The sequence below is a fragment of the Protofrankia sp. CiP1_Cm_nod3 genome, assembly GCF_982290655.1.
Genome location: NZ_CEVIVD010000014.1, coordinates 27249 through 30246 on the forward strand (window position 1 = coordinate 27249; position 2998 = coordinate 30246).

Sequence of the window (2998 nt, forward strand, 5' to 3'; positions counted from 1 at the left end):
TGTTCGAGCCGACGCTGTTCGAGCCCGCGGCGTCCAGCCCGACGCCGCCCGGACCGAGACCGGGACCGGTCAGAGCGGCGCTGTCCGGGCGGTGACCGTCCGGGCCGGCACCATGCGGGCTGGTGGCATCCGTGCCGGAGGTATGCGGGTCGACGCCGTCCGGGCTGACACAGTCCACCATGTCCATGCTGTCTGTCGGGAGCGTGGTGTCCAGGGGGACCATGGCGCCCGGGCCGGGGCCCCGGCCGGCTGGTGGCCGCGCGGTCACCGCGGTGCCTCCGACAGCGACGGAGCGTCGTGAGGCCGGGTGCGCCGGGCTTCCCCCCAGGGCATGACCGGCGCGGACGGGACCGCCGGGCTCACGGCGTCGCGGGCCGGGACAGGCACGCGCGGGCTGACAGGCGCACGTGCGGGCACATGTGAGCTACGATAAGTCACGCACATGCTACTAATGGTCACCATGCTACTAATGGTCATAGTGTCCTTCGCGCCGAAGCTACGGACACCGCGGGGGCACCTGCCTGCTGTGCAACCCACGAGCCGGTCATGATGGGTCCATCGAAGAACCCGACCAGGACGCCAGTCGTCGCTCCCGTCCGGGGAGAGCGGGAGGAACACCGACGTGGCGCAAGCGGATGCGCTCGGCTAGGCTCTTCGCCTGACAATCAGGGCGTGCTGCTGAGGCTACTCCTCATTCCAGCCGCTGGCAGTCCGTCCGGCCCGCCACCGATGGTCCGCCTGGCCCCCGCCCCGGGCTTCCGGCCACCGGGCGGCCATCTGACAGCCACCGTACTGTTATCAGGTTGTCGCCGGGATGGCGAGAACCGTTGCCCCTGCCCCTGCCTGGCAGACCCGCGCCGCCGCCGGCCTGACCGGCCCGGACCGGCCCGGTCTGCCCGGTCCGGGCCCGGCCGGCTCAGGCGTGCAGGATCACCGGGAGGTCCGCGCGGCCGCTGACCCGCAGCTTGCGGTAGGCGCGGGTGAGGTGCTGCTCAACGGTGCTGACCGTGATGTAGAGCTTCTTGGCGATCTCCCGGTTCGTCCGGCCGGAGGCGGCGAGCATCGCGACCTGCAGCTCGGCGGCCGACAGCGTCGCGACAGCCCCGCCGTAGCCGGAGGCGTCCTCCCCGCCGCGGTCGGTCAGCCGCAGCCGCAGCGGCTCGGCGCCGCACTCCTGCGCGAGCAGCACGGCCCGACGGGTGATCATCCGAGCCTTGGTCAGCTCGCCGGCGCGCCGGTGGGCGTCGCTGAGATCCGCCAGCGCATAGGCCAGCTGCAGCCGGTCACCGCGTTCCTGGAGGATGTCGACGGCTGCCAGCAGCACCGCGGGGCGCTCCCGAGGCTCCAGGGTGGCGGCCAGCGCGCGCAGCCCCATCCCGCGCGCCCGGGCAGCGCCGGGACGGGCCAGATGCTCCTCGGCGAGCGCCCGGCCCTCGGCGGCCCGGCCCAGGCGCGCCAGGGTGAGCGCCGCCTCGACTCGCCACGGCACGAACGACGGCAGGTCGATCTCCCAGGCGGTCATCAGATGCCCGCAGGTCAGCAGGTCGTCGAGCGCGGCGTGCAGCCGGCCGGACGCCAGCCGCCGCTGGCCGCGCGCGTAGAGGTACTGCAGGCCGAAACGGGTCTGGAACATCGCGTCCGGGATCGGCGCGGCGACCTGGTCGCCGGCGTGGTCGCCGGCGTGGTCGGCAATGTGGTTGCCGGTGCGGTCGGCGGTGCGGCCGCCGGCCTGATCATGAGGACGATCGCAGGCCTGGTCAGCGATGTTGCAGCCAGTGACCGTCGAAGCCATGATCAGCGCTGATAGTGGCCGGCCGACACCGACCCCCCACGTCCACGCGGGGATGAGCGTCAGCGCTTCCCGGGCGTGGCGCTGCGCCGCCGGCGCGTCGTCCTGATGCACCGCGATCTCCGCGCGGATGCCCGAGAGCATCGCCTGCCACGTCGGCGCCCGCCGTAGCGCGGCCTCGCGCAGGAACTGGTCGCACCAGGGCGCGGCGATGTCGGCGCGTTCGGCGTAGGCCAGCACGAGCAGCGCCCACTCCAGCGAGCCCAGGGTCATGTCGTCGAGGGGGGTGGCCTGCAGCACCCACTCGGCGGTGCGGACCGTGTCGCGGCTGGCACCGGCACGCAGGACGTCGGTCAGCGTCGTCACGGACGGCAGCTGGGGACCATCGGTGACGGACGCGGCCACGCTGGCAGCCGCACCGGTGGCCGCGCTCGGCCCGGCCGTCTGCGGGCGCCGGTCGTCCGCGCCGTCGAACGCGGCGAGCCTGGCCGCCAGCGGCGGATGGTTCGCCGGCAGGTACTCGCGGATGAGGTCGAGGCCGGCCAGCGACTGCGGGTCGAGCCGGCCACGCCGTGCCTCCAGCCCCCGCAGGCCCGTGGTCGCGTCGTCCTCGCGGCCATGCCACAGCAGAAGCTTGATCAGGTGGATGCTGTGCTGGCTCGACAGCTCTCCGGTGAGCAGCGCCGGGACCAGCGGCTCCACGTGCCGCAGCGCCGCCCCGGGGTTGATCCGCCACTCGACGCGGGCCCGCAGCAACGCGACCGTCGCGCGCTGGTCGTCGTCCTGGCAGGCCAGGCCGGCCAGCCGCAGGCACTCCAGGGCGCGCCCCACATCGTCACGGCCGAGGGCGGTCATGGCGGCCCGGCACAGGACGTCGAGCCCCCAGGGCTCACCGGCGTGCTCCGCCGCGACGAGGTGGACCGCGACGTCCTCCGCCGGAGCGCCGCTGCTGTACAGCAGCCTGGCGGCGCGGCGGTGCAGCGTCGTGCGGGCCGGGCCGTCCAGGTCGGCCAGCACGGCGGCGCGCGCCGCGGCGTGCCGGAAACGGCCGGCGCGCAGTACGCCGGCGGCCTCAAGAATGTCGAGGATGCGGGTGGGGACCGGCCCGGCCACGGTCGGGTCGGTGCCAGCCGGATGCGTACCAGCCGGATGCGTACCAGCCGGATGCGTGGCGGCCGGATGCGTGGCGGCCGGATGCGTGGCGGCCGG

Annotated in this window: 2 protein-coding genes; both read right to left on the reverse strand. The window is 74.4% G+C overall.

Annotated elements, in window-relative coordinates:
- A partial coding sequence (locus AC5LUJ_RS05170; protein ID WP_493464541.1) for a hypothetical protein occupies nt 1-268 on the reverse strand: 268 nt, incomplete at its 3' end.
- Between the two features lie 648 nt (nt 269-916).
- Nucleotides 917-2998: LuxR C-terminal-related transcriptional regulator (locus tag AC5LUJ_RS05175; protein ID WP_493464542.1), on the reverse strand; the 2082-nt coding region annotated here is incomplete at its 5' end.